Origin of the sequence: Lysinibacillus irui, assembly GCF_028877475.1 — a bacterium.
Taxonomy (GTDB): domain Bacteria; phylum Bacillota; class Bacilli; order Bacillales_A; family Planococcaceae; genus Lysinibacillus; species Lysinibacillus irui.
Genome location: NZ_CP113527.1, coordinates 301,254 through 326,129, shown reverse-complemented (window position 1 = coordinate 326,129; position 24,876 = coordinate 301,254). Strand labels below are relative to the sequence as shown.

General features: G+C 35.4%; 27 protein-coding genes and 1 other RNA gene. 16 read left to right on the top strand and 12 right to left on the bottom strand.

Going from position 1 to position 24,876, the window contains the following annotated elements; translation table 11 throughout:
* Nucleotides 1–146: 146 nt before the first annotated feature.
* Complete coding sequence (locus OU989_RS01655) at nucleotides 147–908, bottom strand: LysM peptidoglycan-binding and 3D domain-containing protein (protein WP_274795382.1); 762 nt, start codon at nucleotides 906–908, stop codon at nucleotides 147–149.
* Nucleotides 909–1,207: 299 nt separating this feature from the next.
* On the opposite strand from OU989_RS01655, the gene OU989_RS01650 reads away from it, so the two are divergent.
* Nucleotides 1,208–1,390, top strand: a complete 183-nt coding sequence (locus OU989_RS01650; protein WP_274795381.1) for a putative motility protein — start codon at nucleotides 1,208–1,210, stop codon at nucleotides 1,388–1,390.
* A 63-nt stretch (nucleotides 1,391–1,453) separates the two neighbouring features.
* On the opposite strand, the gene OU989_RS01645 is transcribed toward OU989_RS01650, so the two are convergent.
* The gene (locus OU989_RS01645; protein WP_274795380.1) at nucleotides 1,454–2,464 is read right to left on the bottom strand and encodes a GGDEF domain-containing protein; all 1,011 of its coding nucleotides are present in this window, start codon (nucleotides 2,462–2,464) and stop codon (nucleotides 1,454–1,456) included.
* Between the two features lie 385 nt (nucleotides 2,465–2,849).
* Here OU989_RS01645 and OU989_RS01640 point away from each other — a divergent pair, with 385 nt between their 5' ends.
* The 4 genes from OU989_RS01640 to OU989_RS01625 all read left to right on the top strand — a co-directional run bounded on the left by OU989_RS01640 (nucleotide 2,850) and on the right by OU989_RS01625 (nucleotide 7,212).
* Entirely contained in the window at nucleotides 2,850–3,539 is a 690-nt protein-coding gene (locus tag OU989_RS01640; RefSeq protein ID WP_274795379.1) for a response regulator transcription factor, read from the top strand.
* Nucleotides 3,536–4,522, top strand: a complete 987-nt coding sequence (locus OU989_RS01635; RefSeq protein ID WP_274795378.1) for a sensor histidine kinase — start codon at nucleotides 3,536–3,538, stop codon at nucleotides 4,520–4,522. Before OU989_RS01640 ends, OU989_RS01635 begins: the two co-directional genes overlap by 4 nt.
* A gap of 97 nt (nucleotides 4,523–4,619) precedes the next feature.
* Nucleotides 4,620–5,381: an ABC transporter ATP-binding protein gene (locus tag OU989_RS01630; protein WP_274795377.1), complete on the top strand. Its 762-nt coding sequence runs from the start codon at nucleotides 4,620–4,622 to the stop codon at nucleotides 5,379–5,381.
* Nucleotides 5,371–7,212, top strand: coding sequence for an FtsX-like permease family protein (locus tag OU989_RS01625; RefSeq protein WP_274795376.1), 1,842 nt, complete (start codon nucleotides 5,371–5,373; stop codon nucleotides 7,210–7,212). The genes OU989_RS01630 and OU989_RS01625 overlap by 11 nt, the downstream gene beginning before the upstream one ends.
* A gap of 134 nt (nucleotides 7,213–7,346) precedes the next feature.
* On the opposite strand, the gene OU989_RS01620 is transcribed toward OU989_RS01625, so the two are convergent.
* On the bottom strand, nucleotides 7,347–7,787 hold the full coding sequence (locus OU989_RS01620; RefSeq protein ID WP_274795375.1) for a DUF2269 family protein: 441 nt from the start codon (nucleotides 7,785–7,787) through the stop codon (nucleotides 7,347–7,349).
* Between the two features lie 171 nt (nucleotides 7,788–7,958).
* Between OU989_RS01620 and OU989_RS01615 the strand changes: the two genes are divergently transcribed.
* Both OU989_RS01615 and OU989_RS01610 read left to right on the top strand, forming a co-directional pair.
* The gene (locus OU989_RS01615) at nucleotides 7,959–8,597 is read left to right on the top strand and encodes a YfbR-like 5'-deoxynucleotidase (RefSeq protein WP_274795374.1); all 639 of its coding nucleotides are present in this window, start codon (nucleotides 7,959–7,961) and stop codon (nucleotides 8,595–8,597) included.
* Between the two features lie 103 nt (nucleotides 8,598–8,700).
* Nucleotides 8,701–9,213 carry a zf-HC2 domain-containing protein gene (locus tag OU989_RS01610; RefSeq protein ID WP_274795373.1) on the top strand — a complete coding sequence of 171 codons (513 nt, stop codon included), beginning with the start codon at nucleotides 8,701–8,703 and terminating at the stop codon, nucleotides 9,211–9,213.
* 56 nt (nucleotides 9,214–9,269) lie between these two features.
* Here the strand turns inward: OU989_RS01610 and OU989_RS01605 are convergent, their stop codons facing one another.
* Complete coding sequence (locus tag OU989_RS01605; RefSeq protein WP_274795372.1) at nucleotides 9,270–9,605, bottom strand: zinc ribbon domain-containing protein YjdM; 336 nt, start codon at nucleotides 9,603–9,605, stop codon at nucleotides 9,270–9,272.
* A gap of 247 nt (nucleotides 9,606–9,852) precedes the next feature.
* Here OU989_RS01605 and ssrS point away from each other — a divergent pair.
* Nucleotides 9,853–10,045: non-coding RNA, 6S RNA (gene ssrS, locus OU989_RS01600), on the top strand.
* A gap of 476 nt (nucleotides 10,046–10,521) precedes the next feature.
* Nucleotides 10,522–10,983 (top strand): hypothetical protein, encoded by a 462-nt coding sequence (locus OU989_RS01595; protein WP_274795371.1) that lies wholly within the window; start codon nucleotides 10,522–10,524, stop codon nucleotides 10,981–10,983.
* 220 nt (nucleotides 10,984–11,203) lie between these two features.
* On the opposite strand, the gene OU989_RS01590 is transcribed toward OU989_RS01595, so the two are convergent.
* From OU989_RS01590 to OU989_RS01575, 4 genes are all read right to left on the bottom strand, one after another.
* Entirely contained in the window at nucleotides 11,204–11,617 is a 414-nt protein-coding gene (locus OU989_RS01590) for a VOC family protein (RefSeq protein ID WP_274795370.1), read from the bottom strand.
* 73 nt (nucleotides 11,618–11,690) lie between these two features.
* The gene (locus OU989_RS01585; protein WP_274795369.1) at nucleotides 11,691–12,326 is read right to left on the bottom strand and encodes a 3-oxoacid CoA-transferase subunit B; all 636 of its coding nucleotides are present in this window, start codon (nucleotides 12,324–12,326) and stop codon (nucleotides 11,691–11,693) included.
* Complete coding sequence (locus OU989_RS01580; protein ID WP_274795368.1) at nucleotides 12,326–13,033, bottom strand: CoA transferase subunit A; 708 nt, start codon at nucleotides 13,031–13,033, stop codon at nucleotides 12,326–12,328. The genes OU989_RS01585 and OU989_RS01580 overlap by 1 nt, the downstream gene beginning before the upstream one ends.
* Nucleotides 13,034–13,140: 107 nt before the next feature.
* Nucleotides 13,141–14,025 carry a LysR family transcriptional regulator gene (locus OU989_RS01575; protein WP_274795367.1) on the bottom strand — a complete coding sequence of 295 codons (885 nt, stop codon included), beginning with the start codon at nucleotides 14,023–14,025 and terminating at the stop codon, nucleotides 13,141–13,143.
* 305 nt (nucleotides 14,026–14,330) lie between these two features.
* Here OU989_RS01575 and OU989_RS01570 point away from each other — a divergent pair, with 305 nt between their 5' ends.
* A complete protein-coding gene (locus OU989_RS01570; RefSeq protein ID WP_274795366.1) occupies nucleotides 14,331–15,644 on the top strand; it encodes a short-chain fatty acid transporter in 1,314 nt (437 codons plus the stop codon).
* A 33-nt stretch (nucleotides 15,645–15,677) separates the two neighbouring features.
* On the opposite strand, the gene OU989_RS01565 is transcribed toward OU989_RS01570, so the two are convergent.
* On the bottom strand, nucleotides 15,678–16,316 hold the full coding sequence (locus OU989_RS01565) for a LysE family translocator (RefSeq protein WP_274795365.1): 639 nt from the start codon (nucleotides 16,314–16,316) through the stop codon (nucleotides 15,678–15,680).
* A gap of 158 nt (nucleotides 16,317–16,474) precedes the next feature.
* On the opposite strand from OU989_RS01565, the gene OU989_RS01560 reads away from it, so the two are divergent.
* A complete protein-coding gene (locus tag OU989_RS01560) occupies nucleotides 16,475–16,897 on the top strand; it encodes an SRPBCC family protein (protein ID WP_274795364.1) in 423 nt (140 codons plus the stop codon).
* On the top strand, nucleotides 16,897–17,217 hold the full coding sequence (locus tag OU989_RS01555; RefSeq protein WP_274795363.1) for an ArsR/SmtB family transcription factor: 321 nt from the start codon (nucleotides 16,897–16,899) through the stop codon (nucleotides 17,215–17,217). The genes OU989_RS01560 and OU989_RS01555 overlap by 1 nt, the downstream gene beginning before the upstream one ends.
* Before the next feature lie 37 nt (nucleotides 17,218–17,254).
* Here OU989_RS01555 and OU989_RS01550 read toward each other — a convergent pair whose 3' ends face one another.
* The 3 genes from OU989_RS01550 to OU989_RS01540 all read right to left on the bottom strand — a co-directional run bounded on the left by OU989_RS01550 (nucleotide 17,255) and on the right by OU989_RS01540 (nucleotide 20,786).
* Nucleotides 17,255–18,034, bottom strand: a complete 780-nt coding sequence (locus tag OU989_RS01550; protein WP_274795362.1) for a YqhG family protein — start codon at nucleotides 18,032–18,034, stop codon at nucleotides 17,255–17,257.
* A gap of 17 nt (nucleotides 18,035–18,051) precedes the next feature.
* The gene (locus OU989_RS01545; protein WP_274795361.1) at nucleotides 18,052–19,566 is read right to left on the bottom strand and encodes a DEAD/DEAH box helicase; all 1,515 of its coding nucleotides are present in this window, start codon (nucleotides 19,564–19,566) and stop codon (nucleotides 18,052–18,054) included.
* Between the two features lie 170 nt (nucleotides 19,567–19,736).
* Entirely contained in the window at nucleotides 19,737–20,786 is a 1,050-nt protein-coding gene (locus OU989_RS01540; protein ID WP_274795359.1) for an NAD(P)/FAD-dependent oxidoreductase, read from the bottom strand.
* Nucleotides 20,787–21,054: 268 nt separating this feature from the next.
* On the opposite strand from OU989_RS01540, the gene OU989_RS01535 reads away from it, so the two are divergent.
* The 4 genes from OU989_RS01535 (at nucleotide 21,055) to OU989_RS01520 (ending at nucleotide 24,792) form a co-directional block, all read left to right on the top strand.
* Entirely contained in the window at nucleotides 21,055–22,305 is a 1,251-nt protein-coding gene (locus tag OU989_RS01535) for a choice-of-anchor I family protein (protein ID WP_274795357.1), read from the top strand.
* Nucleotides 22,221–23,117 carry an S-layer homology domain-containing protein gene (locus OU989_RS01530; RefSeq protein ID WP_274795355.1) on the top strand — a complete coding sequence of 299 codons (897 nt, stop codon included), beginning with the start codon at nucleotides 22,221–22,223 and terminating at the stop codon, nucleotides 23,115–23,117. Before OU989_RS01535 ends, OU989_RS01530 begins: the two co-directional genes overlap by 85 nt.
* A 128-nt stretch (nucleotides 23,118–23,245) precedes the next feature.
* Nucleotides 23,246–23,824 carry a dienelactone hydrolase family protein gene (locus OU989_RS01525; protein ID WP_274795354.1) on the top strand — a complete coding sequence of 193 codons (579 nt, stop codon included), beginning with the start codon at nucleotides 23,246–23,248 and terminating at the stop codon, nucleotides 23,822–23,824.
* Between the two features lie 11 nt (nucleotides 23,825–23,835).
* Nucleotides 23,836–24,792, top strand: coding sequence for a response regulator transcription factor (locus OU989_RS01520; protein ID WP_274795353.1), 957 nt, complete (start codon nucleotides 23,836–23,838; stop codon nucleotides 24,790–24,792).
* The last annotated feature ends 84 nt before the right edge of the window (nucleotides 24,793–24,876 follow it).

Here is a 24,876-nt window from a genome sequence, read left to right as displayed (position 1 = left end):
GTTTCCAACTTATCCATTTCTTATGCACAAATTATTATATTTCGTCTTTACATAATCGTTTACCTGACGCTTGCTTTCCATACAAAAATATTTGATACACTCATATAAAAAAGGATTTCCCAAGACTTGAGAAATCCCTTCTACACTTAATCTAAAATTTTAACTGTTACTGTTTTAACGCCCCATTGAAGTGCTTGTCCCTCAGTAGGAATAAAGACATCAATTTTATTGCCCTTAATAGCTCCCCCTGTATCAGCCGCTATTGCTTCCCCATAGCCTTCCACCCAAACTCTTGTACCTAGAGGAATAACCCGCGGATCCACAGCTATTACTTTTAAATTCGGATTCGATCTAATATCTGTTCCATTGGCTGTAATTCCCGAACAACCTTCACAATATGCTGTATAAGCAGTCGCTCGCATTGTTAATGTTTTACCTGAACTATTTGACGGAGCACTTACTGCTTTCGTTTTTGTTGTTGCAACTGTTTTAGTAGGTGCAGTTCCCTCGGAAGTCTTTGGCTTTGGCTTTGCTGCCGAAGCCTTAATTGCCAATGATTCACCCGCTAAAATTAAGTCTGAAGCAAGGTTATTCCACGCTTTTAGTTCATCTACAGTTACATCATTTGTACGGGCTATCGAAAATAATGTGTCACCGCCTCTAATGATATATTCATCTTCTGACGTTTTTTCCACTTTTGTCGTATCCTTCACTAGATCTTGTTCTGGATAAAACAAGAACGATTCCATCTCATTTAGTTGTTGGAACTCTCCAACTGTTAAATTATAAATTTGAGGGAGTGCCCATAATATACTGCCTGGCGATTTGTCCTCAGCAGAAGAAGGACTAGCATACAAACTCAAACCAAAGGTCATTGCTACTGCTAAAGCTAATGCTTTTTTCTTCATGTTTAGTAATACCTCCATTATTTTATTATTTGTTGCAAATCTGCTGCTAGCACACTAGAGTTAAATACTCTATTGATGAAAGCAACCATAACTTTGCAATTTAATAACTCAGGACTGTCTGCCTGATATTAGGAATTATTACTATAAAAACGGAAAAATATACAATTTTGATGATTTTTTTGGAAATTTCAATAATTTAAGCGGGGAGAATCTATAATTTAGTTGCTCAGTTTATCTGTTTTCATATTAGATACTTGCTATTTTAAGCCGATAAAAAAAGAAAAGGAGGGAAGGTAGAAATGGAAATTAATTCACTTATGTCATCCCAGCTAATGGAGCTGCAACAAACCGTCCAGTCGAGTGTCATGCAGAGTGCACTTAATTTAAATACATCTGCAGCAATTGAATTACTGCAAGATATACCTCAGCAGCAAGTCCCTACACATCCATATAAAGGGTCAATAATAGACGTTTCGATTTAATTTTTGGATAATAAAATACTAAAAAGCATACTAGTACTGAACACTAGCATGCTTTTACACATTTTATTTAATAATCATTTGTCTCATATTCCTTACTACACATAAACAGTTTCTTCCTGATTGTTTGGCCTTATACAAAGCATGATCTGCTATTTCTATCAATTGATTAGGACTTTGGATATTCAGTGTAAAAGCAGTAATACCAGCAGACATGGTTACAGGTCTACCACATGCTGTTTCTTGTATAGCCTGTTTAATTCGGAGTCTTTCAGCTAATTGTATAGCAGCGTCTATGTTCCTCGAAGGCAAGATGACCATAAACTCTTCTCCACCATATCTAAAGCACAAACCTTGTTCATCCACAATGTTTTGCATATTATTAGCAAATGCTTTTAGCACTTCATCTCCTACTGTATGACCATATGTATCGTTAATACTTTTAAAATCATCTAAATCTATTAAGATGATGGCATGCGGGACTTTATTAACAATTAATTCATGTAAAGTTTGATCCATTCTTCTACGATTGGGAATGCCTGTTAATGAGTCTAAGTTCAATTGCTCCGTTAGATCAGCAATTTTACTTTGTGAGCAAATCATCATATTTTGTACATAATTTTTCAACATCTTCGCTTCATAATACCATGCAGTAATGTCATTGTTCTCGTTTATCTCTTCCCCTAGTTCCATTTTTTTCGTAAGATTTTTCAGAGGCTGCGTAATTTTTATCGTTAACCATATAACTAGCCCAAGCATAATAGCTATTACTAATATTATAGGGACAATGGTTTTCTTAAAAAACAAGCTAAAAGAAACTTCTTTTTCCTCAAGTAAAGTATCGACTATTTGCTCCATATACAGCTCGATTTCATCTTTCTCAGACCTCTGTAAATAGTCTTGAGTAATGGACAATACTTCCATTACATATGTTTCTTGCATGTCTGTTTTATTTACCTTCAAAATTTCATTGAAATTTCGATAGCTACTCCAGATACTAACACTAGACGTAACAAGTACAACGATTATCGTTATACTAACAATAAGAAATGATAACTTTAACTTGAATTTACTCACAATAGACCATTTCTCCCATTGAGGTGATTTTTTCGTTAAATTTTATCTATGTTCCGACTTCAACTATAAGATTTCATATATTTATCATACGCCATACTTCTTAAAGAAAACTTAAAAACTAATCCAGTTTTACTCTTTTAAAATATAAAAAGGAAAGTAAATAGAACTATAATCACTATAAAGCGCCGTTTAATTTATGCGTAAAGTAATCATTTATGTAAAAAATTTCAAATTTATATATTGACTAGGTTGAAAGAAACCTATTTCTAACCTACTATCTTTTTATGCAGTTTGCGCTAGCTCTTTTTTCACTGAGTTACCATTTTAAAAATTAATGGAAATAAGGGTACACTTTAAATACAGAACTAAGGAAAGGTCGATCAATATGTACAAAATCTACATAATAGAGGACGATGCCAATATAGCTTCACTGATTGTTGAGCATTTAACGAAATATCAGTATGAATGTCATACTGTCCAGCAATTTACACACATCATAGAAGAATTTAATACCATTCAGCCACATTTAGTCATTATGGATATTAATCTTCCTACTTACGATGGATATTTTTGGTCAAGGAAAATCCGGCAGCTCTCAACTTGTCCTATCATCATTGTCTCAGCCAGAGTTAATGATATTGATCAAGTATATGGAATAGAAAATGGTGCAGATGATTTTATCACAAAGCCTTTTTCATTAGACGTTTTTATCGCTAAGATTAATGGTCTACTTCGACGTACATATGGTGAGTATGCTTTAACAGAATCCTCTTCCATCACAATAGCCAATACTACATTAAATCCAGATACAGTTCGTCTTCAAGCTGAAGGCAATGAGAGCTTGTTAACATTAAAAGAAATGCAGCTTAGCAAGTTATTATTCGAAGCTTTTCCTAACGTTGTACCACGTCAAAAATTATTAAGCGCCATTTGGGATGATGAAACCTTCGTGGAGGAAAATACATTGTCAGTGAATATTGGTCGACTCCGTAGAAAAATGGAGGCCATTCACTCAAAGCTTGAGATTAAAACCATTCGTGGACTTGGTTATCAATTAGTGGAGGCAGGTCGATGAAGTTATTCTTTCGTGATCATATAAGTATTATTATGCTCTATTGCTTAAGTTTTTTACTATTGCCTTGGATTATTCATAAACTGGATGATTTCACCTCACACTATGTCTATTTTATCTTTCTTGTCAGCTTTCTGTTTAGTAGTTGGCTACTAGGTCGTTATTATCGTAGAAGAAAGTTATATACTCATTTACAAAAAAATGTGCAAGCCTATGAAGGCCTGAATTTATTTGAACCTCTTGCACCAATTGAGCAAGCCTACAGCGAAAAATTGAGACAAATGCAGTATTTATTTTTAACTCAACAACACAGCTTAGAGGAGCAAGCACAAGAAAAACATCTTGTTCTTTCACATTTTGCACATCAAATGAAGACACCGCTATCTGTCATTCAGTTAATCGTACAATCATCCTCTAACAAGTCTTCAGACGAATTAATACAATGGCAAACAATTAGTAAAGAATGCGATAAACTCACGTTTACATTCAATCAGCTATTAACGTATGAGCGTACGTCTAATTTAGTGGCTGATTTAAAAATCGAATCCATTAATTTAAAAGGACTTGTCCAAGAAGTTGTCAATGATTTGAAGGATTACTTTATCACGAAGGAAGTTTTCCCTAAAATGACAGTTGCCGACGACCAAATTATTTATTCAGATCGAAAGTGGTTAAAAATTGTACTTTACCAAGTGTTAAATAACGCTATTAAATATAGTGAGATAGCAAGTACTATTCAAATCGATTACGACAAGGTAACTCTACACATAAAAAATGGAGGAGAAACTATTCCTACTAGCGAATTAGCACGAGTCTTTGATTTATTTTTTACGGGAAGTAAGGGAAGAATCGGTGGAGAAGCAACCGGCATAGGACTCTATTTAGTGAAAAAGGTTTTAACAGCGCTAGAACACCCTTTCTCCATACAATCCATTGACCGAGTCACTACTTTTTCCATCAATTTTTCTAACAGTCTAAAAAGATGACAACTTTGTCATCTTCATGTCATCAAGTGAAATAGGTTAAGCACCGCTCCTTTTTTATACTTAAGTTATCTAATCAACATTAAGGAGTTGTTTCAGTTTGGAAAACACAATACTTCACGTGACCAATTTACAAAAAGAATATAGTGGAGAAATCACATATAAAGCATTAAACGGCATCGATTTTCAGTTACAACAACAGGAATTTGTTGCCGTCATGGGACCTTCAGGTAGTGGAAAAACAACATTTTTAAATAGTGTATCTACTATTGATCGTCCTACTGCTGGTGATATCGTCATAAATAATAAAAATCCGTATGTATTAAATGATGAGGAGCTCGCCAAATTTAGACGCTCTGAATTAGGATTCGTTTTTCAAGACTTTAATCTTGTGCATACATTAACAGTGAAAGAAAATATTTTATTGCCATTAACTCTCGATAGCTTACCTGCTTCAAAAATGTCTCAACGTTTAAAGCATGTAGCTCAATTTCTTGGTATTGAGGAACTGTTACCCAAGCGAATTTATGAAATTTCAGGCGGGCAAAAACAGCGAGTAGCAATAGCTCGTGCTGTTATCCATGAGCCTAATTTATTATTGGCAGACGAACCTACAGGGAATTTAGATTCCAAGGCTGTTAATGATGTGATGAGCTTATTTACCTCTATTAATAAAGAGCTAAAAACAGCTATTCTTATGGTGACTCATGACCCTTATGTAGCAAGCTTTGCTAATCGTATTATTTTTATAAAAGATGGCAAATTATATAACGAAATACATCGTGGCAACAATCGTAAGCAATTTTACCAAGAAATTATGGACACGCTTGCTTTTTTAGGTGGTGGGCATCATGAGCTTTAATCATATTGTCCTCCAGAATATATTACGAGATAAATGGACGTATGTTTCTTATTTCTTGAGTAGTATGTTTTCCATTATTATCTTCTTTCTTTTTTCAGTTATCGTCTTTCATCCTAGTCTGAAAAGTTTAGATCCAGATTCGACACTTGGCATTACATTGATGTTAGCTAGTATGCTCGTTTATTTATTTTCATTTATTTACATTACCTACTCGATTATGGCATTTTTACGGAAAAAGACAAAAACGCTCGGAATCTTTATGATTACAGGGGCTTCCATGAAGCAAATTCGGAAACTTATATTCCGAGAAAATCTGTTCATTGGCATTTTGGCCATTATGGCAGCAATCGTTCTCGGACTAGTCATTACTCCCCTTTTTTTAATGGGAGCAAAAGTTGTTTTAAAGGCAGAAACGTTCGGTATGTATTTACCTCTACAAGCGATCGGCTTAACTATTGGTTTGTTTTTGATCTTATTTATTGTGATTTCTAAAGTCGTCACTAAATTTATTAATAAAGAAGCCTCCATTCAGCTCTTAAAAAGTGATACGGTTATCGAAAAATCGATTCAACCACACTATATTTTATTAGCAGTGAGTAGTGTGATGACGGTCATGTTAGCTTATATACTAAAAATCGAGCACGCCGTTGTAGAGTCTCTAGGTGTTATCTATTATTTTTTATTTTTTGCTAGCATTCTTTGTACGATTTACTTCGTCATTACTCAAGGATTCCGACTGTTTTTAATAATGTTTGAAAAGTCACCAGCATATTTACGTAAAACAAATATGCTGTTGGCGTCTAATTTAAATGCAAAAATGAAATCCCATGCAAATATGCTATTTCTAATCACAATTCTATTAAGCGGTGTCTTTCTATGTACGAGTATTTTATTTAGCTCTTATTACAATGTAAAAAAGGATAGTGAAGAAAATTACCCGTACAGCTTCCAATACATCGCTGATCCAAAAGTAAATGCTGATATGGTCAAGAAAGATCTTGATTATCTTGAAACAAAGCTTGCAACAGTGGAAGCAAACAAATATTTTATTGAATTTAAATCAAATGAGGATCAACGCCTTGGCTATATGGCATTATCTGATTATAACTTGTTACTGCAACAGGACAATGACCTACGTAAAGATGAATTTATTGCTGTTGCAGGAAGCCGAGGTGTATTACCCATCACCCAAAATGCTAGTGACAAGTATATAAAATCTTTCAAATTAGCGAACATCAATGAGCAAAACCTGTTATCTACGGGTTTTCAGAATAGCTATTTCATTGTACCTGATGACATTTACCAAGCCATTGATTATCCTGTTTATAAAACCTATATTTATGAATTAGATAATTGGTCAGCGCATACGGCATTGGCGAATACAATTACAGAAGACATACCCTCTTTACCAGAACAACGTTACTTTACTTCGAAAATCGACTTATATAATACAGAAATGTTTATTAAAAGTGTGATGTTCTTCATTGGTTCCATGCTAAGCTTAATTTTCTTAAGTGCTGCGATGAGTATTTTATACTTCTATTTACAAACAACATTGATGCAGGAAAAGAATAAATATATAGGCATTCGGAAGCTCGGACTTTCAAAAAAAGAATTAGCTACCATTATTGCAAAAGAATTAGCGATTCTTATTTTCGTACCGTTCACCTTAGCCATTACACTATTGCTTACTACATTAGTAGCCATGCGAGCTATGGTCTCCACAGCTTTTTTACAAGTTTCGATTGCCAGCTCTTGTTGTTTCTTTGTGCTGTTCCTCATCAGTTATTTCTTTATTCGAAAAAGCTATTTTAAACGCCTAGTAAACTAGAAGCCAAATAATTTTTAGAGTAAACATAACTATCGAAACAGAAAACCCGACCTATATCATGAAACACTAAATGAGCGTTTCTAAAAAATAGGTCGGGTTGTTTATTAGCTAAGATGCTTCTTCTCAGCCTCTTCTTACCAAAGAATTGGCTTAGCTACCATTAACCACAGCATGATTAATAGTAGTAAAATGTACATCCATGTTTTACGCTGTAAAAGTGAAACAAATTGTTGTTGATTATAAGCAGGTGTATTATATGTTCGTAATGTAGGTTTAAAAGCTCTAGCTAAAAATACAATCGAGGCAAACATCACAAGAAAAGTTAATACAATCCATGAAGTACGCCAATGATAGCCAGCATGCCACATTAGCAATATACCTGATACTACAAGAACATGTCCTGAATGTTTGACAATAGTAATTGCCCCTTTAAAAGCTTCTATATAAGGTGGCATTTCATCATTGGAAGCTATTCGCATTTTTTTAACGACAGTTAGTACAACAAACAAAGGCCCAATCGAAAGAACAGCACTTAAAATATGTATATAAAGAAGAAGTGTATAAATGGAAAACATGATGGTACTCCCCTTTTCATCAGTCCTCTACATTATAGCATCCAACTTAAGTCAGCTTGGTCGACAATTGTGAATCCTTTGTAAACACAGCTTGAATCATTGTAAAATTGTTTGAAATCCACGCAAAGAGGGTATTGTTTATAGTAACATGCACTTATAGAACAAAAAGGAGTGATTTTTATAGGAATTCATCAATTTTTTACAAGCCTTAATGATTTAGAGCGTATTATTCGTTGCCCAGGACGCTTTAAGTTCGAGGAGCACAATGTGGCTGCCCATTCTTGGAAAGTATCACAATATGCAATGTTTTTTGCAACGTTAGAAGAAATGAACGGTGCTACAGTTAATTGGAAGTCTTTATATGAAAAAACCATCAACCATGACTTTGCTGAAGTTTTTATTGGTGATATTAAAACACCAGTAAAACACGCTAGTCCAGAGCTGAAGCAAATGCTAGCACATGTGGAAGAAAAGATGATGGAAAAGTTTATTATTAATGAAATTCCACAGGAGTTTCAGGAAATATTCTTTGAACGTATGAAGGAAGGTAAGGACAATACTTTAGAAGGCCGTTTACTCGAATTCGCGGATAAGCTCGATCAATTTTATGAAGCGTTTGCCGAATTAAAGCGTGGCAACACGGACAAGGAATTTGTCTATATGTATCAATCAGCCCTTTCCAAGCTTTTAGCGATTCCACTTGAAGCAAGCGTTCAGTATTTCCGCACAGAAATTTTAAAGGATGCCGTAAAGGAAAAAACACATATCGATATTCAAGCATTAACAAATGAAGTTTTAACAGCAAAATAATAAGTGGCATGTACAAGTTTTCCGATTGAAAAATTCACGGAAGGCTTTTTTTATTTTCTAAAAAAAGTCGTATAATGAGGGGAGATTGATTGGAGGGAAAGTATTGTCACAAGAATGCTCAATTGTAGAAGATTTAATACCTCTTTATAAGAAACAAGCACTCCAGAAACCGACTATAGCATTTATAGAACAGCATTTAGCAAGTTGTCAAAAATGTCAGCAGCTCACTAGTTCAAAGCAACTCCCAATTGAATATTTACCTATGAAAAGAACATTATCTTTTTTTCATATTGTCTTTATTGTATTATCCTTTATGTTTGCTATTAATTCATCATTGCTCGGCAATCAAAAGGGTTTTGTCATCTCCTATGCACTTTTTGGTTGCCTTTCATACCTCTTCTATAAAAATATCTGGATTATCTTTATTATTAGCTCCGTTCCTGTATTTGTCTGGGCCATTATTAACAATTTAAATAATGAGCTCTATACTACCAGCTATTCCTTAACAGAAATAGGAGCATTGATAGTTGGAGCAGGCTACATTGCTCTTTTACATACAATTTTTGCCTTATTAGGCGCAGCCTTTGCCATTCTTTTACGCAGGATTTTCAAATAAGTAGACAAATAATGCACCTTAAACTTGTTACCACGTTTAGGTGCATTTGATTTTTATTATGCTTTTTTCACGAATTCTGACTTCAATTTCATAGCGCCAAAGCCATCGATTTTACAATCAATATTATGATCGCCTTCTACAAGACGAATACTTTTTACCTTCGTCCCTATTTTTAAAGTGGAAGAACTTCCCTTAACCTTTAAATCCTTTATAATAGTAACTGAATCGCCATCTGCTAATAAATTACCATTTGCATCTTTAACAATCAGTGCATCTAATTCCTGTTCAGCTGTGTCCTTGCTCCACTCATGAGCACACTCAGGACACACAAAGTTTGTTCCATCCTCATATGTGTATTCAGAATGACAATTTGGACAATTTGGATAAGCCAATGTGCTTCCCCCTTCTACTTTTTTAACTAGGAAAATCCTCTTTATGCTCCTATCTTTACATAGTCAACCATAATAAGCAAAGGTTGTTCGCATTTTCCGTTCTCATTTGTGAAAGAAATATGAAGCAATAGCACCTATTTGCAAGCCATTTTAGATACCTATTTCATCTTTTGGAACGCTTGCCCATTGACTAATTTGCTGTAATCATCTTACTTGCATGTTTGTCGCTCATGCTTTATTATATCCATAAAGGCTGCATTGTTCGTATAATATTAAGTTTTAACCTTTAAGCTGTAAAAGGGAGTTTTATTATTGGAGTTGGAATGACGGGCCTCACACTACGGTGCATGAGGATAAGCAGGAAAGCTTCTGCGAACACCCACTTTGAGGAGTGGTGGTTTAAAACTTTCTATAATAACTACGGCATTCGCGGCTTTTTAATATGATCTTACAGCCACAAGGCTTCTAATAACTCACCCTTCTCAATGGAGGGTGAGTTTTTTATTAATGTAACTTATAATTCCCACTGATACCCCTAAGTTTACATTTTCACTATTAGGCAAAGCAACAATCTCATTAGCAACGGTGAGAAAAGCATAAATCATTCCCTTATTAAAAGAGCTTTTACTTTTAGTACTCCCCTTTTGACCATTCTTATGTATGCCTGTGCAATCCGCCTTTTGTCGAATTGATCGACATTTTTTGGATGCAGCAAGCATAGTAACTCATTCAATATTATTGAGCCATTATATTAACAATCAACCCAATATGTGTAAAGTAATTGTGGGCCCCAATAGAACAAAAATGATTTCGCCCAAACTAAACTATATTTTACAAATAAAAAGTATTTGTAACATTCTCTAATAAAGTATAATTCCCTCTCATTTTGCGCATATATGGAGTAACAAGGGAGGTTATGATATTGAAAAAATTAATTTTTCTTCTAGTATTTGCTTCACTATTAGTAACGGCTTGCGGCAAAAGTTCAGAACCAAAGGAAGTGGCAGTTGATCAAAATACTACTGTGGAAGATATTGTGGGTGCAATCGTTAAAAATGAGTTCTCTGTAGAAGAATCCAAAGGTGTTGTGACGATTTCCATTCAAGATACAGATGTAACAGAGGGCTCAAAAAGTCAGATGTTGAAGGATTCCACTAAGATTTTTGCTGAATTATCCAAACTAAAAAGCGTGAAAACACCAGCTATTACTTGGTTTGCTCCTCTTACTGAGCCTGACGGGGACAAAACGATGACAGAGCTCTTGAATATTTATTTTAGTGAAGAGGATTTTAACGAAGTGGATTGGGCCAACTATCTACAGGTTGATATTGAATCCGCAGCTACTCACTATCACGAGGATGAAGCTTTAGAGGATTAAGGTGCTATCAAAATAAAGATACCCACGCAATACATGCAGGGGTATCTTTCATGTTATTTTACATACCGCTTTATACCTTCTAATATAAAAGGCCGTTTTATCTTGGAGTGAGTTGGATACCAAATTCCTTTGCCATGCTTTTCGTATATACTATCTAGGGTATTTTACATCATAAAAAAACACGAGACTATATCAGATAGCTCTTGCTCTTATTTTTTATTTATATTCCTTCAGTATTCATTAATACTAATCGCCAACCATCAGGGTCTTCAATCGTTACCCCTTTCTCTGCCCAATAAGGATTTTCAGGCTCTACTTCAGGATATCCCATGAGTGCTAGTCTATCTGAAATGTGCCGAATCGTTTCGCTGTTTGGAATATAAAGCACTAGAAGATTGTCCTTACTTGGTGCTGGGCACGGACTTCCCTCCACATGCTCAGTAAATTCTAGATGATAGCTTGCATTTGGTAGGCCAATCATTATACCTTCATAGCCTCTGTGTCCTGTAAAAGAACCAATTTTCTTTAATCCGACACCTTCACAGTAAAAACGTTCGATTTCTTTGATTCGATCTGTGGGTCTTGCTATTCTAACCTGTGCAACTGCTAATTCATTTGTCCATTGTTGTTTCATCGTTATGGCTCCCTTTTTAGTTTATTGTAGGATGTCTACAATCATTCAGGGAACAGTCCTAGGTCTGAAATTATTAGGCTAAAGCTACACTAAACGATGCAGCAGTCTTTTCTTTTACTTCCTCTAAAGTAACACCTTCAGCTAATTCTATAAGCTTCATACCCTCTTGTGTAAAATCAAATACAGCTAAGTCTGTAATTAATCGATGCACTACCCCTTTACCTGTTAGTGGTAGCTCACATTGCTTTTTAATCTTTGATTCTCCATTTTTATTCACATGCTCCATTACAACGATTACTCTTTTGGCTCCGACAACAAGGTCCATAGCACCGCCCATACCCTTCACCATTTTTCCTGGAATCATCCAGTTAGCAAGGTCTCCTGTTTCAGATACCTCCATACCACCTAAAATAGCAAGATCGATGTGGCCACCTCGTATCATAGCAAATGATTCTGCACTGTCAAAGAAAGATGCTCCTGGAACTGCGGTGACAGTTTCTTTCCCAGCGTTAATTAAGTCAGGGTCTACCGCATCTTCAGCTGGGTAAGGGCCAATACCAAGAAGACCATTTTCTGATTGTAACAGCACATCGTAATCGGCAGGAATTGCATTTGCAACAAGTGTTGGGATACCTATACCTAAATTGACATTCATACCATTTGCTATTTCTTTCACTGCTCTGTTGACGATTTTCTGTCTTGTATCCATTATGCTTCCCCCTTTTTCACCGTCAAACGCTCAATACGCTTGTCATAATTTTCGCCTACTAACACACGTTGCACGAAAACCCCTGGTGTATGAATATGGTCTGAGTCTAATTCGCCTACCTCAACAATCTCTTCTACTTCGGCAATCGTAATTTTCCCAGACATAGCAGCTAAAGGATTAAAATTTCTCGAAGTTTTTCTGTATACTAAGTTTCCTAGCTTATCAGCCTTCCACGCTTTGACAAGGGCAAAATCAGCAACAATTCCTTCTTCTAAAATATATTCTTTTCCATCAAAAACCTTTACTTCTTTTCCTTCAGCAATTGGCGTTCCCACCCCAGTAGCTGTATAAAACCCCGGAATTCCTGCCCCCCCTGCACGTAGTCGTTCAGCAAGTGTACCTTGTGGCGTTAATTCTACTTCTAGTTCACCACTTAAAAATTGCTGTTCAAAAATTTTATTTTCCCCTACGTAGGAAGCAACCATTTTTTTAATCTGCTTATTTGCTAACAGTAAGCCAAGTCCCCAATCATCCACACCGCAATTATTACTAACAACCGTTAAATCCTTCGTTCCTTGTTGGACTAATGCTGCAATTGACTTTTCAGGTATACCACATAGCCCGAAGCCTCCTACAGCTAATGTATCTCCATCCTTAATATCTGCAACAGCATCTTCGAACGAACTCCATACCTTCCCATTCCCCATCTCGAAACCTCCCAAATTTGCTCGTTTATTAAGGAAAATTCTACATCATTGCTATTTTACAAGTAAAGGAATTAATTTGAATACTATTTATTCCTAAATAGAATAAATCACTTATCTTCTTGCATACGAACTGTTTTGAGTAGCTGTTTTAATGCATAGGATTGATATGTATTTTTCTTTGTAATAATTCCCAGACGCCATGGCATGTCAAAATTATATAGAGGAAGAATTTTGACATTAGTATTTGTTTGTTTGGCAGCAATGGAGTATGGCAGTAGTGTCACACCTAAATTGGAGGAAACTAGTTCAACTATTAAGTCCCATTGCGAACTTTTATAGCCCACATAGGGTGTAAACCCAACATTTTTACATGATTTAATAACATAATCATGTAATGCAAATTCCTCAGCAAAAATAATAAAAGTTTCATTTTTTAAATCTTGTAATTGTATATGTTGTTGTTGAGCTAATGGGTGTAATTCATTAATAAATACGAAAAATTGATCCTCTACAAATGGCTGAACTGAAAATTTCCTTTCATCAGTGGGCAGCACAACTATTCCCATGTCCACCTCGCCATTTTCTACTAACGTACCTACCATTTTTGCTCCTCGTTCTACCAGCTCTAAATGGACTTCTGGATATTGTTGATGAAAGTCCCTAGCTATTTTCGGGAAAAATAATGTACCAATTAAAGGTGGAATTCCTAACTTGATTGAGCCAGTTTTAATATGTAATAAATCATCCAGTAAAATATGCAAATCATGTACAGAGCGCATTATTTTTTGCCCCTGTTTATAGACTATATCTCCAGCATCTGTTAACTCTACATTACGTGTAGATCTGTTTAACAATTCAACGTGCAATGTATCTTCTAATTTTTTAATGCTTTTACTTAATGAAGGCTGCGATACAAACGATTCATTCGCTGCCTTCGTAAAACTTCCATGTTCAACCACAGCCATAAAAGCTTTTAAATCTCGTAATTCCATAAACATCTTCCTCATTTATTCTAATTTGTTATGAATTATTTTAAAAAACTCCTATATAGTAATAAATTCTTCTCTGATATTGCTAGTCCTTCTTCTAAAAAAATTTGTATCCGAATACTATAGCTGTAAGGCTTTCATATGATTACAATAACATTAATTTAGGTCACGTTTATTAAAATCCCAAAACATCTATTTCTATTACACGTTTTATTTATCGTCCCTTATACAAATTTTCTCTTTATTCGCAATAATCTCTATGTAATATTAAGTGTAGGGGATGCAGAAAAAAGAAAGGGGATTCATGAATGAAAACATTAACAAAGATTTCAAATACTATTATGGAAAAGTATTTACCCGACCCATACATATTTGTCACTATACTCACAGTATTAGTACTGTTATTAGGGGTCTCTCTTACTGATTCGTCACCTCTCGAAATGGTAACTTATTGGGGAGGGAATTTTTGGAAATTATTAGAATTTACGATGCAAATGGTCATTGTGTTAGCAGCTGGACATATACTGGCAAATAGCCCAATTTTCAAAAAAGGGTTGTCAGCTGTAGCTAGTAAAATAAAGACACCAAGCATGGCCATTATTATTGTAACATTCATATCACTTATAGCATGTTGGATTAACTGGGGATTTGGTCTTGTCATTGGGGCTTTATTTGCAAAGGAAATTGCTCGTCATGTAAAGAAAGTAGATTACCGCTTATTAATTGCTAGTGCTTATTCGGGTTTTATCATTTGGCATGGAGGATTGGCAGGCTCTATTCCCCTGTCCATTGCAACTGAGGGACATCCTTTTGCAAATTTAATTGGTGTTATACCAACAAATGTTACACTATTTTCAACGTATAACTTATTTATTGTTATTGTAATAGCTTTAACTTTACCTTTCTTTAATCGCTGGATGATGCCAAAGGACGAAGATACAATTGAAGTTGAGCCCTCATTATTAGAGGAAGAAAAAGTCGCACTACCTAAGCCAGAAAATAACTTCGCAAGTCGTTCGGAGCGTAGCTATATTTTAACGATATTAATCGGTTTAATTGGACTTGTCTTTTTATTTCATCATTTTATTACAAAAGGCTTTGCCCTAGATTTAAATGTAGTCAATACAATCTTTATTGTTTTGGGCATTATTTTTCATGGTACTCCTCAGCGTTTCCTTGCGGCAGCACAGGATGCCATTAAAATAACTACAGGTATCGTTATTCAATTTCCTTTCTATGCGGGCATTATGGGAATGATGACAGATTCAGGTTTAGCTGCAGTGTTCTCTCAATGGTTTGTGAGTATTTCCAATGAACATACTTTCTATCTATTTACATTCTTCTCAGGAGGATTAGTCAATTTCTTCGTTCCATCAGGTGGTGGACAATGGTCTGTGCAAGCGCCTATTATGTTAGATGCTGCGACGGCATTAGGGGCAGATTATGCGAAAACAGCTATGGCAATTGCATGGGGAGACGCATGGACGAATATGATTCAGCCATTTTGGGCTTTGCCTGCTCTTGCTATTGCTGGGTTAAAGGCAAAAGATATTATGGGCTTCTGTTTGTTTATTTTAATTTATACCGGAATCATTATTAGCATAGGATTCCTTTTCTTCTAACATTTTATATTACATTAGAAAAGCCCAACAAAATTAGTGGGCTTTTTCTAATGCTAATTTAATTCCAAAGCCTATTAACACAGCGCCAGTTACCCCTTCGATAATAGCCTTCGTCGATGGCCTTTTCATAAATGCGCTAATTCGATCTAAAAGATAGACATAAAAGACAAACCATAACATGGTTAATGCTGTATAAATTAAACCCATTATTAAAAAAGGAAAAAATGTCCCGCTTGTACCGTCCACAAACTGCGGAAGAAATGTTAGGAAAAATACAGCGACCTTTGGATTTGTCACATTTGTTAGAAACCCTTGCTTAAAGCAAGATTGCTGAGAATATTTGTGATCCATGCTTTCCACATCTTCGACAACAGGCGGTTGTGTGCGTATTGTTCGAATTGTCCATAAGGTTTTTATACCTAAATAACATAAATAAACCGCTCCAACATACTTTAATACGGCAAATATATAGGCAGATTTCACAATAATAGCTGAAAGTCCGATAACTGCTGCACATGTATGAATCAATAAACCACAACAAGAACCTATTATTGTCTGCAACCCTCCCCTTCTACTTACAGTTAACGTATTTTTTGTGGCAATGGCTGTATCAGGACCAGGTAAAATAATGAGCAAAATGCACATAACTAAGAACACAGATATGTTGACCATAAAATCCCCTCACCATCTGTCAGAAAATTTTAATTAATTGTAGCACAAGCATCGCCCTACAAAAAGATAGAAATTATTTTTATTGACATATAACCATAAGGTGTTATATATTCATAACACCTTATGGTTATATATCATCAACAAAGGAGTAACTCAACATGACTGAACAATTACAGGATATTGTCAAAACAATTACACTAAACGCCCCTATTGAAAAAGTGTGGGAAACAGTAGCAACGGCTGAAAAGATTGCTACTTGGTTTATGCCAAATGATTTTCAACCTATCGAAGGCCACGAATTCACTATTCAATCACCTTTTGGACCTTCACCTTGTAAGGTAGAACGTGTAGATGCCCCACATTTTCTGCGATTTGCCTGGGATGAGGATGGCTGGTTTGTAACTTTTGAGCTAAAAGAAGTAGGACAGCAAACTGAATTTACCTTAACACATGGAGGCTGGAAGGAAGCTTCACATATTATCCCTAAAGCCAACACAGCTGCTGAAGCTATCCGTACAAAAATGGATGGCGGGTGGACAATGATTATTCATCAAAAATTAAAAGAGATTGCCGAATCCTAATGTCTCAATCAGCAGTAAAGTATGATGTTTTTCAAGCAATTGCTGATCCTACAAGAAGAAATGTCTTACAGCTCCTTGCAGCAACTGATAGACCCATTTCTAATATTTCCGAGCATTTTGACATAAGTCGAACTGCTGTCGTGAAGCATTTAAAAATATTAGAACAGGCAGAGCTTATTTCTGCCCAAAAAAAGGGTAGAGAGAAAATCTATACGCTGCATAGCGAGCGTTTAAAAGAAATTGAAGATTGGCTGCAATATTTCCATTTATTTTGGGACAATAAATTGGCTCAGCTACAGAGCTTGGTTGAAGATTCATAAAAGAAAAGGAGCTGTCCTTATTTCAGACAGCTCCTTCTTAAAAGAGATAAAATAATCCGCCATTCACTATGTCAATTTTAATTTTAGATTCATATTGCTCCTCTAATGCTTTTCTTTCAATTTCATAACATTCTGGTTTTTCCTCTACATCTTCATAAAAATAATCTAAAACTCGTTGATCTCGTTGCCATCGTTTTTGTGCTTCATTTGCCCATGAATGATCGTCCTGCTCAATAATTGACTCTATTGTAGCCTTTAATCTTTCAAGCGCTCGCGTTGGCTTTATAATATATTGCACATGAAATACATTGTCTGCGGGTTCTGTGTCAAAATCCGAAGAACAAATCGTTTCATGAAAATCCTCCTTGATAACACCCGTTAATAAATTGATACCAAATGAATAAAGCATTTCTTTCGTACGATCACAGCAATAGGAAACTTTAAAATTAACGCCTAGCCAGGGCGTTAAAATGACCTGTCCCATATCTCGATCAACCTTTTCAAACAATTGTACATATGCACCAAGCTCCCTTGTCGCTAAAAATAGCTGATTTAGACGTGGCGAACCGTAATGAATTGCCTCTCCAAATACATTGCCTGATAGTGCTGACTGATCTGTAATAAAGGTTACTTGTGCTGGGTTTGGCTCACTATTCGTCGCTTCTATATACTGCCAGTAAAACGGCCTATTCATAATTCTTTTATCAATATCTACTGTTAGTTGTACCGTTAAATAATGATTTTCTTCTACCAAAATGGCACAGTCATTCTCAGAAAAAAATTCCTTTAAATAGTGATGGACTTGTTGCGGATACATGGCTGCTCCTCCTTACCTCATACGGATTCTTTAAAGTTAGTTAAAATGGCATCTAAATCACCAACCACTTTCTCGAACACATCTATTTTTGTATGAAGTAATTCCAAGATTTTTTCTTCAATGGTATTTTCGATAGCAAGGTTATAAATATGGACGTCATGCTCCTGACCTAAACGGTGGACACGACCAATCCTTTGCTCTAGCTTCATTGGATTCCATGGTAAGTCATAATTGATAACATGATGACAAAATTGAAGGTTTATCCCCTCTCCACCTGCCTCTGTAGCAATAAGTACTTGTGCTCTTTCTTTAAAAAGATGCTTCATATAATCTCGTTTACTTTTATTAAATTTACCATTAAACAACACACTCGTTATACCATTAGAGTGTAAATACCACTGTAGATAAATTTGTGTAGCCCGATATTCAGTAAAAATGATAACCTTGTCATTTGCTTGCTTCACAATTTCTAGCGTTTTTTCTGCTTTTGAATTTACTTTTAAAGCCATTACCTTTGCTATAATTGCTTCAATATCTTGTGACTGTGCATGCTCTTCCAGCATATTTGTTAATGTTAATGCTGTCGCTTCCTTACTACTACACATTTCCTTTTGCAATGTAATTAATGAAAATGATCCTGTGTTTTCAAGGTTTCCAAGCATATCATAAACTTCTCTTTCTTCGTCCGTAAAAGTAATCGGTACAATTTGAACACAACGATTCGTCCATTCTATACCCGTATCTTCTCTTCGGTTCCTCACCATAACCTGATTGACTAATTCTTTCAAATAATCATCATGTTCTAAATGATGCTTACTAGCTGAAAATGCCGATTGGAAGGTATCATAGTTCCCTAAATGACCCGGTTTTAATAATGAGATTAAATAAAACAATTCGAACACATCATTTTGTATAGGTGTGGCTGTTAATAATAAGCAGAATTTTTTCTTTAAACCTTGAACGAATTCATAAATTTGTGTTTTATTATTTTTTAATTTATGTGCCTCGTCAATAATAATCATGTCATAATCTTGCTCATAAATACGCTCTCTATGAGGACTTTTTTTTGCTGTATCCATACTCATAATTAAGACATCGTAGCGCTCTATCGGACAATTTTTTTTATAGGCGATGGCAGGTATATGAAATTTAACATTTAACTCTTCTATCCACTGATTAATTAGAGAGGCAGGGGCCAAAATTAATGCCCTTTTGACAAGACCTCGAATGAGATACTCCTTTAAAATTAAACCAGCTTCAATCGTTTTACCAAGACCTACTTCATCAGCTAAGATAGCCTTTCCATTCATGCGTTCAATTACAGTTTCAGCTGCTTCTAGCTGATGTGTCAGCGGCTTTAAATTAGGTAAATACTTCGTAGCTTGTAATCCTGTAAAGTCAGGAATCAATTTCATTTTCACAATATCATAATTCATCTTATACAATGTCCAGCTATGCCATTTCTCAAGATGATTTAATCGATTAACAAATCCTTCTTCCCACTCGGACGACCTTTCTATTTTCATGATCATCACCTCATGTCATTATTTCTAGCTTAGGTTGTCCAAAAAAGGGAAATCTATGTTCCTTCCGATAAAAAACAACTAAGTGGGGCAATTTTATAGAACATCATTTTCCTCATCAAGCATGTGAAAACAGAAAGAAAGGAACACCAACAGTTTATTAGTGTTCCTAGGAATTATCATTTTAAACTTTCCTGCAATAGCTTGCGATTACGTTGTTTAAATATATCGTTATGTGAGGAAACAATACCACCCTCTGAAGCATCAGGTTGAATATACTTCTTCGCACTATTGACTGCATGTAATGCATCATGAAATGCTGCAGCAATTAAATGGATTTTACCAGCATGATGCAGAATATCACCTGCAGCATACAGACCCGGAATGGAAGATTCACTATTTATTGAACCAGCAATAAAATAGTCATTTTTACGTTCAATGGCTAGCGGGCTATTATCTAATAACTCCTTATCACGTATATAGCCATGACTGATAACCACTTCATCGACAGGAATTTCTGTTACAGTGCCTGTTTCATGATTCGTTAAAGCAATCGCTTTAATCATTCCTGCTTGATCGTCTGCAATGAGCTTGGTAATTTCAGAATTATAATGACACTCAATGGCACTATTCGTAAGCTCTGTTATTTGAGCCTCATGTGCAGACAATTTATCTTTTCGATAAGTTAAGTATACCTTGGAAGCTACCTCCATTAACTCTAATGCCCAATCTACAGCGGTATTACCACCACCAGATATTATTACTGTCTTATCTTTAAATTTTTCATAGGATTTGATTGTATAGTTTAAATTCGATACTTCAAAGCGTTCAGCTCCCTCAATTTCGATTTTTTGAGGATTCAGAATGCCACCACCAATAGCAACAATAACCGTTTTAGAATAATGAATATTTCCAGATTCAGCTGTAACGACAAAAATTCCTTCTTTATTTTTGGCAATTGACAGCACTTTTTCATTTGTATAAATGGAAGGATTAAACGTTAAGGCTTGCTCGACTAATTGTTTAATAAGTTGCCCACCTGAAATGGGCGTAACTCCTCCAATATCCCAAATCATTTTCTCTGGGTAAACATGGATTTTACCACCAAGCTGTGGCTGTGATTCAATTAACTTTGTCTTCATTTCACGTAAACCACAGTAAAAACTAGCATACAAACCTGCAGGTCCCCCACCAATGATTGTTACATCATACAATTCTTGTTCTAACAATATTTAACACACCTTTCATTTGTTATTCCTATCCCAAGGCCATAGCATTGGCTTACCTACCACAGCTCTAACTGTTTACTTTTCATATACAAAAATTACTTTATATTTCCTCCTTACCTCATTATACGATAATGATAATCATTATCAACTAAAATGATAATGAAAACCTTATATTTTGCTAAATCTTACTATTCTTTAATTAATCTTTATACGGCCTTTACATTGGACATGTACGCTTAAACTAACTTTAATTGGAGGTTTAATATGTATGAAGTATAAAAAATTAGCCGCAATGGCAGCAGGTTGTTCTATAGCTTTAGCTTCCTTTTTAGTGGGAGAAAATCAATCCTATGCGGTAGAAAAAATACCGTCTGAATTAACCTTAAATGTCTCCTCTCGGTATGATTCTGGTGTAAAAAATGAGGATGGCGGCGCAACCGAAATCGTTGCTTACAATGCTGACAATCACAAATATTATGTGATCAACGGGACGACTAAGCAAATTGAGGTTGTCCCTTTACAAAAAAATACGCCCTTTACTACCCTAAAAGCAGAGAAATTCATAAATCTTGAAAAGGCATTAAAAGAAGTAAAACCAAACTTCTCATATGGGGACGTGACAAGTATTAGTATTAGCACGGAATCGGATATCATCGCAGCCGCAGTACAAGCAGCAGACTACAATGATAATGGATTAGCTGTATTGTTAGATTACAGTGGTACAATCCTTCATGTTGTGGAAGCTGGTAAACAGCCTGATATGATCACCTTTACCCCGGATGGAAAGAAGATACTTGTAGCAAATGAAGGTGAACCCCGAGAAGGTTATGAGATGGCCACAGATCCCGAAGGCAGCGTCAGTATAATTGAGCTCTCAACTGATATGACAAAAGCCACCGCTAAAAACATAACTTTTAAGGCTATGGACGCTCAACGTGAGGATCTTGTGGCTAAAGGAATAATTCTAAAGAAGAAAACGAATCCGTCCGTTGATTTTGAACCAGAATATATAGCTGTTAATCGTATGAGTGATAAAGCCTATATTACCTTACAAGAAGCAAATGCTATTGCTACTCTAGATCTTACAATGGGTGAATGGATAAATATACAACCATTAGGTTTTAAGGATCATAGTAAGGAAAAAAATGCTCTGGATTTTATGAAAGATAACAAAATCAATATTACTACAGAGAATCTTTTTGGAATCTATATGCCTGATGGAATTGCATCCTACGAGGTAAATGGTAAAACGTATTTAGTCACAGCAAATGAAGGCGATTCACGTGATTGGAATGGTTACATAAATGAAAAAGAAACGGAATTAAAAGGAAATGATGTTGTTCTTTTTGATTCATCTGATTATGATGGTTTACAACAAGGAAAGTTATATAGCTTCGGTGCACGGTCTTTCTCAATCTATGAAGCCGATACAAATTGCCTGAATACTTCAATGCTTCCAATAATAATACTAAGCTTGATAATCGCAGCGGTAAAAAAGGACCTGAACCAGAGGATGTAAAAATCGGGCAAATTGGTGATCGTACGTATGCCTTTATCGGTATAGAACGAGTTGGTGGCATTATGATGTATGATATTACAAAGCCGGATGCTCCAGAGTTTGTTCAATATTTCAATGAACGAGATTTTAGTGAAAACATAAAGGGAGATGTTTCACCAGAAGGTTTAACCTTTATTCCTGCATCCACAAGTATTACTGGACTTCCAACTTTACTTGCTGCCCACGAGGTTAGTGGCACTGTTACTGCTTTTACATTTGGCAACTCGAATAACAGTACATTTTCAGATATACAAGGACACTGGGCTCAAACAGCTATTGAATACTTAGCAAGCACTCAGATATTTAATGGCATCACAAAAAATCAGTTTTATCCAAACGCACAACTGACAAGAGCACAATTTATTACTGTTCTCAGTCGAGCACAGGGGATTAGCACTACAACAAAAGCCCCTTTTTCAGATGTAAAACCAGATGATTATTTTGCTGAAGCTATTGCTTGGGCTCATGAACATAAGCTAGTTGATTCAACAGATGGAAAGTTTAGGCCTCATGAACCTATTAGCCGAGAGGAAGCTGCCGTAATTTTGTATAATTTTACAAAGCTAATAGAAAAACCATTATCAAAGCATCAGCCAAAGCTATTATTCAAGGATGATGCTGCTATTTCCGCTCATACTAAAGAGGCCATTTATAGCTTACAACAAGCTGGAATTTTAACAGGAGATAAACAACAACTTTTCGAACCACAAAGCACATTATCTCGTGCTACTATCGCGTCCATTCTTTATCGTTTATTTGTTCAATCATACTAATATTGAAAAAGTCTGTTCGAGTAGTCGGACAGCTTTTTTTCATTTCAAAAAGGAACATTCATAAATTTCCAAAATATACGTTAACGTTACTTTTTGATAAACTATTGGAAAAAGTTAAAGAGGTAATCATGAAAAGGATACTATTTATATTACACGAAATATATGGGGTAAATCATTTTATTAAAGAACAGGAGAGAGCTTACTGTGATGACAACACAACTACTACCTGTATTTCGCTCTATCCAGAGGGACTTTCCTTTCCATATGAACAGGAAAAACAAGCTTATGACTTTTTCGTACAGACAGTTGGATTCGATACTCCTATTGAATTACTTTCACAAAAACTGCTAAAAGCATGTGAAGACTACGAAGAAGTAGTATTAATTGGATATAGTGTAGGGGCCACTTTAGCTTGGAGATTATCAGCACTTCCCCTCCACCGAATCGTTTGTGTTTATGGTTCACGTATACGTCAATATATAGATGTTAGACCTTCCTGTCCAACCTTGGTTATTTTACCTAGTCAGGAAAGTAGCTTTGATGTTAAAACCTTAAAACAAGCACTTGTGAGCATACCAAATGTCCATCTGAAACAATATCAGGGGCTTCATGGTTTTATGGATGCGTCCAACTCTAATTATTGCTACAGTAGCTTCCTACAAGCACAAACTGACATTAAAAGCTTTTTACAAGAGAACAAAATTTAGGAGGAACAAAGATGGAACGTAACATTAATATTGACGTTGATCCCTATATTGAAGGAGGTAATGTTATTTATCCAAGTTTTCACCTGTCCTTACAACCTGGTACAATCATTGGGATCTACACTGATGTTTCTAAAATACATACATTGATGCAATGGTTTATGAAGCAAAAGAATACTTTTACATACTTTCGTGAGAGTGCCTTGTATGAGCGCCTAACTGTCCTCGAGCATTTACAGTTTTTTTTAAAGCTTTTTCATCATTCAACTAGGGAAAAAGAGAATTTATTAAAATTACTTAGCCTTATGGAACAAAAAAACACTAAAATCCATAAACTTTCTACTGGTGAAAAACAGCGATTAAAGCTTTTGACTACATATCTCCACCAATCGCCTATGCAAGTTTTAGAAGAGCCCTTTCAAAACATTGATGATTTTTCTAAACAAAATATCCAAAAATTATTAAAACGCTTAGTCGAGCAACAAAAAAGTATTATTTTACTCTCGAATAATTTGGAAGACTTAATGATTACAAGTACGGTTATACATAGGCTAGATGGAACTGGTTTACATACATTGGATGTTAAGGAGGAGGAGGTAGAACATACTCCACAGCCATTTGAGAGCGCACCAATTCGGCTTGATAAGATTCCTACAAAGAAAAATGACAAGATTATTTTATTTAATCCACCTGAAATTGATTATATTGAAAGTGTTGATGGGGTTGTTTCTGTCTTTGTTGCTGGTGAAGCATACCCATGTTCTTTATCCCTTAATGAGCTAGAGCAAAAATTGACACCTTTCGGCTTTTTTAGAAGTCATCGTTCTTATATCGTTAACCTACAAAAGGTTCGAGAGATCATTACATGGACACGCAATAGCTATAGCCTAGCACTCAACAGTACAGAAAAGACAGTAGTTCCCCTGTCGAAAAATAAACTGGCAGATTTAAAGGAAATACTCGGAATTTAGTAGATTTCCCAGGAAATAAACGACTCCTGTCACCTTTAATAAGGTTCCACTGAAGGTCATTTTTCTGCCTTTCACGCAATTTTT